8 protein-coding genes and 1 pseudogene are annotated in these 14,996 nt (G+C 66.9%); all 9 read right to left on the bottom strand.

Annotation, left to right across the window (positions count from 1 at the left end):
* Nucleotides 1-305: AsnC family protein (locus tag G3436_RS01710; RefSeq protein ID WP_163940661.1), on the bottom strand; the 305-nt coding region annotated here is incomplete at its 3' end.
* A 287-nt stretch (nucleotides 306-592) separates the two neighbouring features.
* On the bottom strand, nucleotides 593-2,296 hold the full coding sequence (locus tag G3436_RS01705; protein WP_163940660.1) for a GspE/PulE family protein: 1,704 nt from the start codon (nucleotides 2,294-2,296) through the stop codon (nucleotides 593-595).
* Nucleotides 2,297-2,349: 53 nt separating this feature from the next.
* Nucleotides 2,350-2,880, bottom strand: coding sequence for a response regulator (locus G3436_RS01700; RefSeq protein ID WP_163940663.1), 531 nt, complete (start codon nucleotides 2,878-2,880; stop codon nucleotides 2,350-2,352).
* A gap of 224 nt (nucleotides 2,881-3,104) precedes the next feature.
* The gene (locus G3436_RS01695; RefSeq protein ID WP_338001186.1) at nucleotides 3,105-3,779 is read right to left on the bottom strand and encodes a SurA N-terminal domain-containing protein; all 675 of its coding nucleotides are present in this window, start codon (nucleotides 3,777-3,779) and stop codon (nucleotides 3,105-3,107) included.
* A 338-nt stretch (nucleotides 3,780-4,117) separates the two neighbouring features.
* Nucleotides 4,118-5,632 (bottom strand): cytochrome c/ABC transporter substrate-binding protein, encoded by a 1,515-nt coding sequence (locus G3436_RS01690; RefSeq protein WP_163940658.1) that lies wholly within the window; start codon nucleotides 5,630-5,632, stop codon nucleotides 4,118-4,120.
* Between the two features lie 3 nt (nucleotides 5,633-5,635).
* The gene (locus G3436_RS01685) at nucleotides 5,636-6,286 is read right to left on the bottom strand and encodes an SCO family protein (protein WP_163940656.1); all 651 of its coding nucleotides are present in this window, start codon (nucleotides 6,284-6,286) and stop codon (nucleotides 5,636-5,638) included.
* Nucleotides 6,283-6,930 carry an SCO family protein gene (locus tag G3436_RS01680; protein WP_163940654.1) on the bottom strand — a complete coding sequence of 216 codons (648 nt, stop codon included), beginning with the start codon at nucleotides 6,928-6,930 and terminating at the stop codon, nucleotides 6,283-6,285. The genes G3436_RS01685 and G3436_RS01680 overlap by 4 nt, the downstream gene beginning before the upstream one ends.
* 29 nt (nucleotides 6,931-6,959) lie before the next feature.
* Nucleotides 6,960-8,912, bottom strand: a pseudogene (locus tag G3436_RS01675) (YncE family protein).
* 21 nt (nucleotides 8,913-8,933) lie between these two features.
* Nucleotides 8,934-14,738 carry a manganese-oxidizing multicopper oxidase MnxG gene (mnxG, locus tag G3436_RS01670; RefSeq protein ID WP_163940652.1) on the bottom strand — a complete coding sequence of 1,935 codons (5,805 nt, stop codon included), beginning with the start codon at nucleotides 14,736-14,738 and terminating at the stop codon, nucleotides 8,934-8,936.
* Nucleotides 14,739-14,996: the final 258 nt, after the last annotated feature.

Below are 14,996 nucleotides of genomic sequence, written 5' to 3'. Positions count from 1 at the left end.
TTTTCCAGGCGCGCCAGGCGCGAGGTCACGGTGGTGCGCGCAATGCCCAGTTGGCGGGCCAGCATGGCCACGCTGCGTTGCGGCTCGGCCAGCACGAACAGGAAGTCCTGATGTTCGAATTCGCTGACGAAGTGGTTGAAGGCGGCCATCAGGTAGGGCTGCACCGAGCGCAGCACCAGGCCGGTGTCGTGGCTGATGGCGCTGAGCCGCTGCAACAGCGCCTCGGGCAGTGCCGCGGCGATGCGTGCGCAACCGGCGGGCTCGGCCGACAACAGCAGGCGCCAGCCCTCCAGACGCTGCCCCATAGTGCTCCTCGAAACAGGCCAGGGCATACCCCTGCAGCTCGGGCGTACGGGTGATCTGGGGGCTCCATGGCACCAGGCAGAAACGGCAGAACTGCACCGACACCACCAGGCTCAGGCTGCTGCCCCGTGTGCAGTGCTGGTTGAGCAGGCATTGCAGGGTGTCCAGCGCCACGCTCCAGGCCTGGCTGTGTTCGGCGATGAACGCCGCACTGCCCAGCCACTGCTGCGTGCTGCCCTGGCGCCGGGCCAGGCCGACGCCGCTGGCGCCGAGCACTGCGATAAACCGATCAGGCGACGAATGTGACACGGTTGATCTCCTCCAGGGTGGTGCGGCCATCGCGCACCAGTTCCAGTGCCGAGCTGCGCAGCAGGCGCAGGCCGCGCTCGCAGGCCAGCGTCTTGATGCGGGCAATCGGTTGGCGTTCGACGATCATCTGGCGCAGGTCGTCGTCCAGGTGCAGCAACTCGGCGATCGCGGTGCGCCCGCGATAGCCGCTGCCGCGGCACTGGCCGCAGCCCTTGCCGAGCACGAAGCGGTACGCACCCACCTGCCCGGCCTGCAGCCCCGAGGCGCACAGTTCCTCATCGCTGGGCTGGTGAGGGGTGGCGCAGTGCGGGCACACCAGGCGGATCAGGCGCTGGGCCAGCACGGCGTTGAGCGCCGAGACGAAGCTGTAGGGGTCGACCTGCATCTGGCTGAAGCGGCCGATCACATCGAACACGTTGTTGGCGTGGATGGTGGTGAACACCAGGTGGCCGGTGAGCGCCGACTGCACGGCGATCTGCGCGGTATCGGGGTCGCGGATCTCGCCGACCATGATCTTGTCCGGGTCGTGGCGCAGGATCGAGCGCAGGCCACGGGCGAAGGTCAGGCCCTTCTTCTCGTTGACGGGGATCTGCAGCACGCCCGGCAACTGGTACTCCACCGGGTCTTCGATGGTGATGATCTTGTCCACGCCGTGGTTGATCTCGCTGATCATCGCGTACAGCGTGGTGGTCTTGCCGCTGCCGGTGGGGCCGGTCACCAGGATCATCCCGTAGGGCTCGCCGGCCAGCCGGCGCAAGGCGCGCAGGGTGTGTTCCTCGAAGCCCAGGGCCTGCAGCTGCACCCCGCTGACGCGGTCGCTCAGGTCCTGCTTGTCGAGTACCCGCAGCACCGCGTCCTCGCCGAAGATGCTGGGCATGATCGATACGCGAAAGTCGATCTGGCGGGCGCTGATGCCGATCTTGAAGCGGCCGTCCTGGGGCACGCGCTTTTCGCCGATGTCCAGTTCGGCCATGACCTTGATGCGCGAGATCACCTGGTCGGCGAACTCGCTGCCGCTGACCTTGCTGATGCTGTTGAGCACGCCGTCGATGCGATACTTGATCACCAGGCCACTGCCGGTGACGCCCAGGTGGATATCGCTGGCGTGCATCTTGAGCGCGTCGTACAAGGTGGAGTTGACCAGCTTGACCACGCGGCTCTGATCTTCGCTGATGCTGGCCAGCGACAGGCTTTGCAGGGTTTCCAGCTCCACCCCGGCGTCGCCTTCTGTGTCCAGCGAATCGACGGCATGAAAGCTCTCCTCGTGGCGGGCGAGAAAGCCGGTCAGGTCGGCCGCCCGCACCAGGTACAGCGGCGCGCCCTGCAGGCAGTCGTCGATCCAGGCCAGGCGGGCGGCGTCGAACGGGTCGGCGAATACGCCCAGAAGCAGGCCTGCGTGTTCGACCAGGATGAATTCGCGTTTCAGGCACTGGGCCAGGCTGACCCGGTCGAACCGCGGCGTGGCGGCGAACAGTGCCGGGCTGTCGAGTACCGGGTAATGCAGGGTGGCGCCCAGGTGCTGGACAAAGTCGGCGGGGGGCAGGTTGGCGAGGGTGCGCAGGCTGTCGAGCATGCGCTCGCCACTGTGTTCGGCGTGGGCCCGGGCCTGGGCCAGCATTTGACGGTCAAGCGGCGCTGCGGGGGCTGCGGGGGGTGGCACAACGACGAGCGACAACGGTTCCATGGCTTGCTCTCCGACGCGGGGCGCGGCAAGCCATCTTCAGCTCTGCTCGCGCGCTACTCCGTGAGCAGTTGGTCGTCGTCAGGGCCTGGCGGTTTCGCGCTGTTGCGTCTGCGATCTGCCAGTACCCAGCTGCCGTCGTACAACTGCAGGGGGAAACTCAGGTTCCTGCCCTGGCGTCGTTCGACGAACCCTGTGTCCGTGTTGACCGAGGCCTTGGCCTCGCGCTTGATTCCGGTCAGGTCGCAGACTGCACGGGCCAGTTCCGCCAGCGGAAAAGGCTTGAACAGGATATGGCTGACACCCAGTTGGTTGGCGCGCTCACGAACCTCGGCGGTCGGGTGGGCGGTGATCAGCACAAAGTGGCAGTCCCTGTTCTTGCGTACAGCCTCCAGAACCTGAAACCCCTCCATATCGGGCAAGCGGAAATCGAGCACTGCCACGTCGGGTTCAAGTTCGGCAGCGAGTTTGATGGCGCTGCTTCCGTCGTGGGCAACATGGACGCTCAGGCCTTGGTGTTCCAGATACGCCTGGATGTTCAACGCAAGGGTCTGTTCGTCATCGACTACCAAAACTGTGTTCACCAAGGTCGACTCCTCGAAACTGCGCAGGCCCGGGATCCCGGTCTGGCTGAGTGCGCCCTTGTACAGGCTTACGCACGCTTCGTGCCAGACGCGGCAGGGTGTTTGATACCGCCATAGCGTATTGATTTTGTTGAGGGTGCGGCAAACGGCCAACACCCCAGCCCCCAATCACGGGGAGTGGCTGGCATTTTGCCCCTACGACTACCCCCAACAGTGGGGGTAGTGGCTCAGCGTGCGTCGGCGTACTCGATGCGGCTGTCTGCGCGCAGGCGCTGCAGCAGCGCCTGGCGTGCCTGTGCCTGCTCTCGCTCGATGAGGAGGTTCTTTGCCATTGCCAATCCCTGTTCCGATTCGACAGGGTCGCCGGAGAATTGGTTCTGCGCCGGCGACGCTGTATTTGCACCGTCCTGGTAAAACGCCCGGACTTGCGCCGGGGTGGGTTCTGCCACCTGGCCGGACGTCAGGTACACCTGTTGCGCGGCCAGCTCATGACGAGTGTAGTTCGCGAATGAGACGTGATCGAACCCGGCGTCCGTGAGCAACTGGCTGAAGTGTTCGGGGCTCCCGAGCGATTGCTGCAGTTGGTCGATATGGGCCTGCACGGTGGTGTCGCTGATGTTGATGTTGCGCCGCTGTGCTTCCTGCCAGAGCAGTTCCTTGTCGATCAGTTGTTCGAGTGCCTGTTCACGCAGGCGCTGATAGAGGCTGGGGCTGCGGATGCTGGCGAGGGGGCGGTTCTGGGTGTTGAGGTATTCGGTGAAATAGCGTTCCAGTCGGAATTGGCTGATGGGTGTGTCGTTGACGCGCGCGGCGAGCGCGCGCCTTCGTCGGCTTTCAGCAACATCACCTGGGCGACGGCGAGGACGAAGAGCACCAGCAGGAAGAAGAGTTTCATGGTTCACCTCGGTTCAATGCCTGTGGGCGCTGACGTTGCTGACGACAAGCGTGGTGCCAGGTAATGCGCGGCGTCTGCTTCGCTGGCAAGCCAGCTCCCACAGGGGCAGCGCAAGGCTGGCGGCCACAGGGAGCCTGTGGGAGCCGGCTTGCCGGCGAAGGCAACGGCGCGGTGCCAGGTGATGCGCGGTGTCTGCTTCGCTGGCAAGCCAGCTCCCACAGGGGCAGCGCAAGGCTGGCGGCCACAGGCATCCTGTGGGAGCGGGCTCGACCCGCGATGGCATCGACACGGTGCCGGTTGCTACGCGGTACATGCAGCGCTGGCGACATGCTCCACACTCCTCTCTCACGGCCTGGCCAACGGCGCCACGGGGTAAAACATCGGCCCCGGCAACTCCAGCGTCACCACATGCGCACCCGCCATGCCCTGGCGTCGCCCCGGGCCGAAACTCAACGGCGGCGTCAGCCCGGTCTGCACGTCATGCAACCCTTCCAGCGCCACCACCAATTTGTCCCGGCTAGCATCGCGCCCAGCACGCTTGAGCGCCTCTTCCAGCAACACCATCGAGCACCACGCACCCACCTGCAGCAGCGCCTGGCGCCCATCCAGCCCCTGGCGCTCGCGCACCTGCGCCAGCGCCGTACGCCCCGCCGCACTCCAGTCGCTGGGGATGAACGGGTACGCCAGAAACACCCGCCGCGACCACTGTTCGGGCAACTGCAGCAACTCACCCCCCACCTGGCTCGACGCCGCCAGCAGGTAAGGCGCCATTCCCTTCGCCTGCAACGCCTCGGTCAACTGGCCGAACAGCGCCGCGGTCCCGACAAAGAACACCACCTCGGCGTCCGGCACCGGCGCTTCGACCCCCTGCACCTGGACCTGTGTCCAGCCACGCTCACGCAGGTCCGCTTGCAACCGAGCCGCCAGCGCCGCCTGCGTGGCATCGCCATACACCACCAGCGTGGGCAATTGAAGCACCTGCAAGCTCGTCTCGGCATACGCCGCCAGGCTCAACAGTTGTTCGCGCAACCCCGGCAATGGCTCGAACACCTGCCGGCTGTAGGGCTCCTGGCTGAGCGCGCCGATCAGCGGCACACCCGCCGCCTCCAACTGCGCCGCCAACCTGCCCTCCAGTGCCGGCGCCATCGGCATCACCAGCGCAAACACCTGCTCGGGCCCCAGCAAACGCTCAAGCGCCTGCTGCGCACTGGCGCGATCCGGCCCCGGGTCGAGCACCACCAACTGTAACTGGCGACCATGGATGCCGCCTTCGGCATTGATGCGTGCAATACACCCCTGCAACACCCCTTCCACCACCCGCGCTGCCGACGCCAGTTCGCCACTGCCGGGCAACAGCGTGCCCAGACGCAAGGTCGCCTCCTGCACCCCCGGATCACGCTCATCGGCCAGGCGCTTGAGGTAGGCGGTAAGGCTGCGTTGATCGGACTGCGCCAGCGAGAAACGCGGCATGGCCGGGTCCAGGCGATTACCCGCCGGGTCTCGGCCCTGCTGGATTGCCCGTGCCAGGCTGGCCTCGGTATAGGCCGGGTACTCGCGGCCGTTGGCCTGGCGTGTGCCGCTGCCAAGGGCCAGGCGCTGCCAGCTCAGCACCGGCGGCCGCACACCACCCTCGGGCTTGCCCGTCCCCTCGTTGCCATGGCAATTGGCGCACGGCAGCACACTGCCCGGCACGCTCATGTCGGCCGCACCGACCCGTGCCGTGACCTGTGCGCCGCTGCTGGACACCCCTTCACGGTACAAGCGCTTGCCCGCCGCTTCCTGCGCGCTCAGCTCCAGCGCGCTGGCACTGGCAGCCAGCTGCATCGCGATCAGCAGCACCAGCCAGCGCAGGCGGCCCATGGCTCAACGCCCCGCCAGCGGTTGAGTCAGCAATTGCAGGCGCTGGGCAATCGCCTGGGCGGGCGCATCCGGGCGAATCTTGCTCCAGCGCTTGCCGGCCACATCCCCCGCGATCAGTTGCGTGGAGTGCTGCTCGGGGCTGGGCAGCATATGCCCCAGGCGCGCCAGCACACGGTCGATCTCGGCCTGCTCGCCGGTCAGGAACAACCAGTTCGGCCCATCCACGCCCTGCTTCTGGGCAAAGGCCTTGAGTACCGCCGGCGAGTCGTTGCCCGGGTCGCTGGTCAGTGAGATGAACAGCACCTGGCTGGCCAGCGGCTCGCCCATCGCCTCACGCACCTCGCGCAGCTTGCGCGTGATCAGCGGGCAGGCATCGTTGCAGTGGGTGTAGATGACGTTGAGCAGCACCACGCGGTCTTTCAGCACATCGCTGTAGAAGCGCACGGGCCTGCCATTCTGGTCCGCCAATTGGCTGTCGGTGAACCACGTCTGCGCGTCGTGCGTGCCGGTGGCCGGCAGGTTCGCCGGGGTTGCGCTGGGCGGCGCCTGGTGCCCTTCATGGGCCAGCGCCACCGAGGCCAGGATCCACAGGCAGGCGCCCAGCACCAGCCAGTCCAGGGGGCGCATTCCGATGCGCGTGCTTGTAGTACTCATGGCAGTTGCTCCTGGGCAATGGCAGTGTGTTTGGCATGCACCCGACGAGCACTCAGGCGGTCGATCTCGCCCACCAGCAGCGCCGGGTCGGTAAAACCATAGAAGCGCGTCCAGTGCCCGCTGCGCCCGTCACCCACCAGAATCAGCGGCGGGTGGTTGCCCAGGTCCGGGCTCCAGCTGCCCAGGCCCTTGAGGGTCTCGGTGACCGCATACGGCGTGCCGGTCAACCAGCTCCAGCCCGCGCCATGCTGAAAGGTGCGCGAGTAGTCCAGCAGGCGCTGCGGGTCGTCACGCTGCGGGTCGACACTCAGCGACACCAGTTGCACCTCCTCCCCCACGCGCCCGCCCAATTGCTGCTGAACCTTGCCCATGATCGAGGACACCACCGGGCACACCGTGGTGCAACTGGTGTAGATGAACCCCATGACCACCAGTTTGTCGCCGACCAGGTCCTGCTCCAGGCGCACCGGCATGCCGTGCTGGTCCAGCAGCGACACGTCGGCAAAGCGCACCTGGGTCTTCTCTTGCCGGGCCGGCGGCGCAGCGTGGCCGGCATGGTCCGCGCCGCCATGGGCGTGGGCCACGGCCGCGCCCAGGGTACACAGGCACAGGGCAAACACTCTGCAAGCTTCGATTGGCTTCATCGCGCATTCCTCGCGTGTCGTTCAGTGGGTCACTGGGCCTTGGCGGGCAGCACCCGCAGGCTGGTGTAGTTTTTCTCGGCAAACGCACTGCCCAGCGACGGCGCCTGCACGTGCAGGTACCAGGCGCCGGCCTCGGCCAGTTGCAACGGCGCTTCGTACACCCCGTCGCCCAGCTCGCGTACCGTGCTGTTCAGTGCCCGTGAGGACGGTGCGAGGAAGTAGCGCAAGGTCAGGTCCGGCACGCCCCGACGCGGTTCGCCGCTGCCTTCGACCAGGCGAAAGCGCGCCACGAACGGGCTGCCCTGCTGCACCGTCGGGCGGTCGTTGAGAAACTCCACCCGTGGCGTCTGGCGGTGCGGCGCGGTGGGCGACGCCGCCACCTGGGTGCTGAAGCAGTGGATGATCTGCGGCTGGTTGAGCAGGAACGCCACGTCGAAGTTGCCCGCCGCCGGCAGCTTGACCGTCGAGCTGTAGACCCCCGGCGCCTCTTCGCGCAGGCTGCGGTCGATGACCAGTGCCGCGCGGGCGCTGTGGCCGCGGTTGGCGTAGCCGGACATCGGCGCGTTCATGCCTTCGGCGTAGAAGTAGGTGGTGTTGTCCACCGGGTTGACCACGAACACCGAGTTCTCGTCACGCGCCGTGGTCAGGCCCTGGGCCAGCGGCAGGTCGCCGGCCTGGCGCGGTGCGGCCGGCCCGGCATCGAAGCCCTGGATGATCGGCTGGCGGCCTTCGCCCAGGGTCGACAGGTTGATCATGGTGACCTTGGGCGAGGCCAGCCCGCGGATATAGGCATAGGCCGAGGTGAAGGTGACCTGGTAGGGCTCGGCCGAGACCTCGAGGTTGTGCACCTGCCGGTCATTGCTGGCGTCGATCACCACCGCGCGGTTTTCCAGGGTATTGAGGGCAATGCCGAAGCGCCCGTCGTTGCTGAAGCGCATCGGGCCCAGGCCCTGTTCGGCCTGGATGCGGGTGCGCACGGCGTGGCTGCGCGCATCGATGACACTGATGCTGCCGTCACGCCCATCGGCCACGTACACCGCTTGCGACAGCGCCGAATAGGCCACCGACAGCGGGTGCGGGCCGACCTTCAGGGTCTTGGCCAGGCTCAGGTCGCTGGCGTCGATCACGCTGAGGGTGGCGCTGTCACGGTTGCTGACGAACACATAGCGCGAGTCCTGGCTGAAGGCGATTTCGTGATGCCCGGCACCGGTGGCGAAGAACCCGACGGCCTTGCGGGTTTTCACGTCGATGGCGGTCACCCCGCTGTGGGCCGGGTCGCTGGCGTTGTTGCCCACCCACACCCGGCGCTGGTCCGGTTGCAGGGCCATGCGCACCGGTTGCTGGCCGGCCTCCAGCGTGTCGAGCAGGGTAAACGTGGCGGTGTCCACCAGCGCCACCTTGCCGGCCTCGGGCATCGACACGTACACCTGCTTGTCGTCGCTGCTGGCCACCCAGTCCATGGGCGCGGCGCTCAGGCCGATGCGCGCCAGGGTACTGGTGACGCCGCCCACCGAGACCGACGGGTCGATCACGGTGAGGCTGGCGTCCTTGTTCATCACCAGCAGGAAGTAGCTGTTGAGGTCCATCAACGGCCGTGCGCCGATACTGCTCTTGAGAAACAGCGCCACGCGCGCCTTGCAGCTCTTGGCGCGGTCGCGGGCGGCATCGCCGGTCAGCGCCGGGTCGATCCAGGCGCCTGGCGAGACCCCGGACAACGGCTGCCCGGTGCTCTGCTCGGTGACCTTGAAGCGGATGTTGGCGTAGCCGCCCTCCACCAGCCCGGCCGGCGGCCACCAACGGCCGGGCCTCGAACTCCACGGTCACGCCGTCGCGACTGAGGCGGTGCGCGCCTTCAGGCTCGGCGCTGGCGCCGATCGGCGCCGCGCGGTCGCACCACAGGCTTTCATAGGCCGCCCCCCACGCCCATCAGCAACACCCCGGCGAGCAGCCCCCAGGTACAGCGGTCGATTCTTCTTGTGCATGACCTTCTCCCCCTTGCCTGATTACTGCGCCGGTGCCGTTGCGGGCGGTGTTTCATTGGTGACCCGCAGGATCCCCCACAGCCCCGAGGCATTGCCGTAGGCGGCGTAGTCGCGGAACAGGTAGTCGCCCGGCACGCCATTGCCGCCCCCGGCGCTGGGGTGCATGAAGCTGAAGTGCGCGGCGGGCAGCACACTTTCCTGGGCACCGATGTACATCGACAGCGGGTTGAAGGCGAAGCGCACCGAGCCGATGCCTGGCGCGCTCATCGGGTAGCCGCCCAGGTCGGACTTCTCGGCCTGGAAGGCATGCTGCGACCACAGGTGCCCGTCGAGCTGGAAGGTCACGCCGCGGCTGCCGCCGGTGGGCATCAGCACATGGGTGCGGAACGGCTGGCCGGGCTTGGCCCACAGCACCGGGGTTTGCGGGTCGCTGCCGACCAGCGCGTTGCTGTAGGCCATGTGGGCGTTGGGTACATCGGCCCAGCCGTTGCCGTCGGCATGCCCGAACGGCGCATCCGGGGCCAGGCCGAAGCGGAACCACAGCGGCTCGCTCTTGTAGTTGATGGCCATGCCCGAGTTGTCCTTCGGATCGCCTGGTACGCCGTTGCCTTCGGTGGCAATGCCCTCCACCGGACGCCCGTCGGCCCAGCGCATGTTGAGGGCGCGTTGCCACACGGTGGCGAAGTCGCGGTAGGCCGGCTGCCCGCTCACCGTCACCGTGGCCGAGGCACGGCTGGCGGTGTCTTCGGTCCAGGTGGCGGTTGGCGGCAGGATACTCATGGCGCCCACCAGGCCTTTCTGGCCCTGCTTGATCACATCCGCCGGGGTCAGGTTGAGGCCGCCGAACTCGATGGCGGTGTTGTTGATGTTGTCCACCGCACGGCCCAGTTGCAGCACCGGCTTGCCTTCACGCTCCAGGTGCCCGGCGTAGTACTGGTACACCTTGCTGGGGTAGGCGCCGCTGTTGCCGGCCCGAGGCGGCACGGTCTGCACCGGGTTCTGGCCGACGTTGACGCCATCGGACCTGGTCACGTCATAGGCCAGCAGTTGCGCATGCAGGCCCACATGGCTGGACGGCCGCATCAGGTTGTTGTTGAACGCGGTGGAGCCCTCGCTGCCATGGCGGTCGCGCTTGACCACGTTCTGCATCACGGCGGTGCTGGCCAGGTCTGGCATCACCAGCGGCAGGCGGTTCTCCAGGGTCACCTTGATGCAGTCGCCGGCAGTGGCACGCAATACCAGCGGCTCGATCGGCACACCGGCCTTGAGCTTGCCGGTAATCGGGTCTAGGTCGGCCTTGCGCACGTACAGCACAGCGGTCGGGTCGTGCAGCGGGCCGCTATGGCCGCCGAGGGTGAAGGTTTCGCCGTCCTCCTCGTCCACCACCGTCACCTGTGGAATGCTGGTGGTGCGGCTGTTGTAGATCAGGGTGCCGCCATTGGCCTTGAGCGGCCCGCCCACGTGCTGGCCGACCCCGCTGGGGTCATTGATGCTCACGCCCAGCGGGTTGGCGAGGATGTCGTTGGCCAGTGCCGCCACCACCTCGTAGCTGCGCTGCACGGTCGGCCGGGTGCCGATGCCGTTGGGGTTGGCGGTGTAGCGCGGGCAGATACCGTCGAACGCCACGGTATTGCGCACGCCCATCGGTTGCGGGTTGTTGGGCAACGCGAACAGGTCAGCGCGGCTGCTGGTGTAGTTGCGCATCACCCCCCAGATACCGTTCCAGTAGCCTTCCAGGGCGGCGTCAAGCGAGTACAGGTAGTCACCGTTGGGCGCCGCGGAGCTGGACAGCATCGACACCGGCGACATGAAGCCCAGCTGTTCGGAGATACCGATCATCTGCGAAGCGCGCCAGCCGGAGTTGGAGCTGCTGCCGAAGCCCGAGCCGCTTTGCAGCCACTTGACCCCGTGCAAGGTCACGTTGTGCTCCTCTTCATGGCCACCGGCATGCATGCGCAGCCGCACGTTGTCGCCCGAATAGGTACGCAGCATCGGCGTGAACGGGTCACCCGGCTCGGCACCGGCCTTGTTGATGTGCGGCGGGAACAGCGTGGTGCCGCCGGTCGGGCCGACTGCCGAGGTGATCGCGGCCGGCGACAGGTTCATCGCCGGGATCGCACGGTCGGTGCGGCTCTGCATGGCATAGGCCAGGTCACCGCCCAGGCCGTCGGCCTGCATGCCGCGCTTGCCGTCGGGGGCGACCTTGTTGGGGTCGTACACGCGCAGCGCCAGGGGCTCGTTGCGGTAGTTGACGACGAACATGCCGGGGTCATCCACCGAAATCGCCTGCGGGCACGGCCGGCTCGGGCAGCCAGGGGACAGGCCGCCGCGCGACTCGACCACCGCTTCGAGCAGGTTGGACGCCTTCTGCCGCACGGGCGGGTTGATGGCGTAGCGGAAACTGTCGGCGGTGGCCGGGAAGGCCTGGGCATTGGGCACACCATCGGGTCCTGCGCCCACATACACACCTGCTTCATAGGCGTGCTGGAAGTCGCTGTATTCCAGGAAGAACTCGCGGTAGCTGTCGTTGCGACCGTCGTTGTCGTGGTCACCGGTGGCGATCACGGCCTGCCACGAGGTCGGCCCGCCGTCCTGGCGCAAGGCCGGGTTGTACAGTTGCTCGCCTGTTTCGGCGTGGTACCAGGTGGAGTTGGCCGGTTCCGCCAGCACGGTGGCATACAGCCCCAGTTGCTGGTGCGTCGATGGGCCCAGGTGGTCGTGGGTGAAGATGGTGCCCAGCCCACGGTCGACGTTGTGCACGTTGACCACCGGGTCGGTGAACCAGCGCTGCATGGCCGTGCGTGCGCCCAGCCAGTCGGCCCGGCCGTAGCGCCCGAAGAACGGGTGCTGCTTGGCGTGCGGGCACAGTTCGGTGCCGTCGCGCGGGTCGCCGGCCTGGCAGCCGTTGAAGTCGCGAATGGCCTCGATGCGCTCGACCACAGTACCGGGCGAGAGAATCCCGTCTTCGTAGTTCCAGCCGTTGGCCGAGCCGTCGGCGGCGGTCAGGTCCCACTTGGGCAGGTGAATGTGCTGGCCGATCACGTCGGTGGGCGTGCGTACCTGGTAGTCGTCCATTTCGTAGTACGACGGGATCAGGTTGGTGTGCACGTACATCACGCAGTCGAAGGTGTTCATGCGCATCACCAGGGGTTCAGGCGGGCGCTGCTTGTTGATCACCGACCAGGCGTCTTCCCACAGGCTGATGATGCGCGCCTGCGGGAAGTGATAGCCGACCTTGTTGTACACCGCGTCGAACTGGATGTTGGCGCCTTTGTAGAGGCGCGGCCGGTCGGCGGTGAACGGCGAGGTGCCGCTGAAACTCATGGCGTCCAGGCGCTCGCCGCTGTTGAACTCGCCCGCGCCGGAGGACTGGGTCAGGCGTTTGGCGCGGTCGTCCATGCACGGTTCGTAATACGGCGCACCCGCCGTGGGCGGTGCACCGTTGGTACGGAAGTCGCGTGCCACCAGTTGGCTGCCTGGCAACAGCGCGAAGCTCGGGTGGTTGAGCTTGGCGTGATAGGCCATGGCCGCCTGTTCCACCTCGGTGCCCTCCTCGGGCAGGAACACCGCCTTGGCGCGGGTGATCTGCTTGGAGAAATCCAGCGCGGTGGTGGTCACCGTCGCCTCGCCTCCGGCGGCGACGCCGTCCAGCGCATGGCGCGGCAGGCCGCCGTCCCAGCCGTCGACCTGGGCCGGGTCGAGGTTGGCCCACAGCGGGTTACCGCTGTCACGCAGGGCACGCGCCTTGGCCGGGTCGAGCATGTCCAGTGGCGGGGTGGGTGGGCGTTGGCCCACGGTGCTTTCCATGCCGCCGATCCAGAACGGATAGCCGGGGTTCTTCAGGCTGCCGTCGGCGTTGCGGTTGGCTTCGCTACGGTCCACCAGCACCAGCGAGCCGATGGCCTTGAGTGCGCCCTCATGCTGGCCGCTGTCATCGTCACCCTCCTCCTCGCCGTCTTCGTGGTCGTGTTCGGCGACCAGGGTCTGGGCCATTTTCGGCACCACGGCGACCTTGCCTGGCATCGGCGCCATGGCCTTGCCCGGCAGCGGCACCACCGCAGGAATCGGCGTGCCCGCGACAATCTCGCCATCGGGCAAGGCCCGTGCACCGGCCACCGGCTTGCCACTGCGCAAGGCCCAGGGTTGGCTGTGGTAGCCATCGGCGCCCTGTTCGGACACTTCCAGGCGGGTACCTTCCTCGAACACATCATGCACACGCCACATGCTCCACATGCCCTGGGCGAAGTGCGGGTAGAAATGGCAGTGGTAGATCGCATCGCCCGCCACGCGGTTGCGGTTGCCCGACCCGCCATTGGCGATCTCATAGGTGTAGCCCACGCCCGGGCCGATGCCCTGAGCGTCGACATAGTCGGAATTGTCGTCGTTGGGGTTGAACAGCCACTGGTGGCCGTGCAGGTGGAAGATGTGCTGCTCGTGGCCATGGTGGCTGTTGCGGAACTTGACGAAGTCGCCGATGTAGCTGTGGTTGACGTTGGCCGGCTCCGAGGGGTACAGCGCCATGCTCGCCTTGACCCCCGTGTCCTTGGGGTCGGGCACCTCGCCGGGGCGGATGTTTTCCAGGCCGACGTTGGCCGGCACGTCCACCAGCATGGCCACATCGCCCACGGTGTGCGAGCTGAGGAAGAACTCTTCATAGGCACACGACAGGCAGTCGTGCATCGGGCCCACGCCGAGCCGGTTGGCCACTACCTCGGCGCCCATGCCGCCGGAGCCGTAGTTGATCATGAACGAGTCGCGGGTCGGTTCGAGCACGTGCCCCATCACCGGGTCGGCCCAGTAGCCGGGGAAGGCCTGGGTCACGGCCGCCTCATCGGTAAACACCGACGAGAAATCGCGAAACGGTTCCAGCCGGTTGGGCAGCGCCGGGTTGCGTTTGCCCACGCTTTCCAGTGGGTAGGTCGAGGCTGGGAAGCTGCCGTCGGCGTTGGGGCCCATGACGATGGCGTCGGCTTCGCTGGAGATGATCTCGCTGCCATCGACCATAGCGATGATCGGCATGCCCGCCTTGCCCTCGCTGACCCATGGCTCGCGTTGCGGGTAGCGCGCCTGGTAGTCCACCACCGGCTGCCCGGTGGGGGCGCGACCGGTGGTGCTCATGCGCATTTCTTCTTCGGTCAGGGTATTGCGGTAGGTGCGCCCCAGCTTGGGCACCACGATCACCTGGCCGAACAGGCCGTTGGCGACGTTGCCGGCTGCGCCCTCACCGCCGAAGGTAGCGCCTTTGCTGGTGGCAGCGAACGCCCCTTCGCGCTCGGCGTAGAGGGTGTAGCTGCGGGTCGCGCCTGGGGCGACCAGGAAATTGGCGTTGCGCCCGGTGTTGGCGGCGATATCGCCGATGCTGTTCACCGCTTGCAGGCCGTTGACCTGGAAGCCTACATGGCGATCGGTGACCTGGTCGTCGACGATCGGGTCCAGGTGTTCATCGGTGAGGTGCTTGTTGGGGTTGGCCTGGTAGGCCAGCAGGTTGTGCAGGTTGACCGTCAGGCACTCCCCGGCGGCGACCCGCAGCACGATTGGCCGGGGGCGCTTGTCGGGGCGCAGCGAGACCTTGCCTGGCACTGCGGCGCCCCCCTGGGCCAGCGAGACATTGTGCTCGTCGACCACATCGCGGCGCAGGGCGAACATCATACCGTTGGCATTCTGAGCGCCGAGGCGGTTGAACATCATGGGTTGGTCGAAGGCGACGACGTTCGCCACCAGGGTACGTTCGCAGCGGATCGCGGCTTCGGCGAAGGACTGCAGGCCGAGCATGCACAGCGCCAGTTGCATCAGAGGGGTCAGGACATTGCCTTTGATCGTGATCATCGGGGCGTGCCTCAGGTCGTGCGGTGGGTCGTTTGCGAGGGGGTTGCAAGGGCCGCGCCATGTGTGAAAGTTGTTGTTTATCAGTGGCTTGTGTTTTGAAGGTGAGATCAGTTGGGGAAACTGGCCCAGCGAGTCCCCTGATTCGGGGGTGGAGGGGATGGGGCTTTTTGGGGGGCACTGGGATCTGTGGCTGGGCTGACGGCCCCACCGCAATCTGCTGCCGAACCACCAAGGCTTACAACTCAAATCTCACAGGCC

It is taken from the genome of Pseudomonas brassicae (assembly GCF_010671725.1).
In the GTDB taxonomy this organism is placed as follows: Bacteria; Pseudomonadota; Gammaproteobacteria; order Pseudomonadales; family Pseudomonadaceae; genus Aquipseudomonas; species Aquipseudomonas brassicae.
This window is presented reverse-complemented; position numbering and strand designations above follow the sequence as displayed.